Source organism: Candidatus Pelagibacter communis (genome assembly GCF_001180205.1).
GTDB lineage: Bacteria > Pseudomonadota > Alphaproteobacteria > Pelagibacterales > Pelagibacteraceae > Pelagibacter > Pelagibacter ubique_O.
Genome location: NZ_CVSU01000099.1, coordinates 1 through 663 on the forward strand (window position 1 = coordinate 1; position 663 = coordinate 663).

Consider the following 663-nt stretch of genomic DNA (forward strand, 5'->3'; position numbering starts at 1 on the left):
CTCATAATGTTCATTTAGAACAGCCTGATCAATTTAATAATTTAGTACAAAAATTTATCTCAGAATAATATTTTTATTCAGTCTATAAACTTTTTTATAGGCACCACTAAATTTTCTTGAAGAATGAAATTTTCCAGGAAAAATTATACATTTTATTTTAGCTCGCTTAGCTGAATTTAGGCTTTCTTGCGTGTCTTCAATGGCCAAACAATCGTTAGCTTTAATCTTAAGTTTTTTTAGTGCTAGCAAATATATTGCAGGATTTGGTTTAAATTTTTTTACTAATTTTGAATTACCTATAAAACTAAAATCTTTTTTATGTATTGAATTCCTTAATGAATATAAGATTGCATTTATATTGTTTGTAGATGTTGATGAGACAAAAGCTAATTTTATTTTTTCTTTCTTACAGAATAAAATTAAATTTTTAACACCTGGTCTTAATTTAAGCTGGTTTTTTTTAAGATAATTATTGAATATTTTAGTTTTTAAATTTCTTAAATATGTAGAGTTTACAATTTCTTTATTCTTCTTTGCGTATCTAGATATTCTATCTTTTCCCCCAGATTTACTTAGTAAACTTACATACTCTCGCTTAGTCCAATTCCAATCAAGCCCATATTGTTTAAATGCTTTGTTAAATGACTTTCTTTGAATCTCTGA

General features: G+C 25.2%; 1 protein-coding gene. It reads right to left on the reverse strand.

Annotated features, from left to right (window positions below; translation table 11 throughout):
- Nucleotides 1-54: 54 nt before the first annotated feature.
- Nucleotides 55-663, reverse strand: a 609-nt coding sequence (locus tag AMO08_RS04615; RefSeq protein ID WP_075485680.1) for an HAD-IA family hydrolase, incomplete at its 5' end; no start/stop codon positions are given.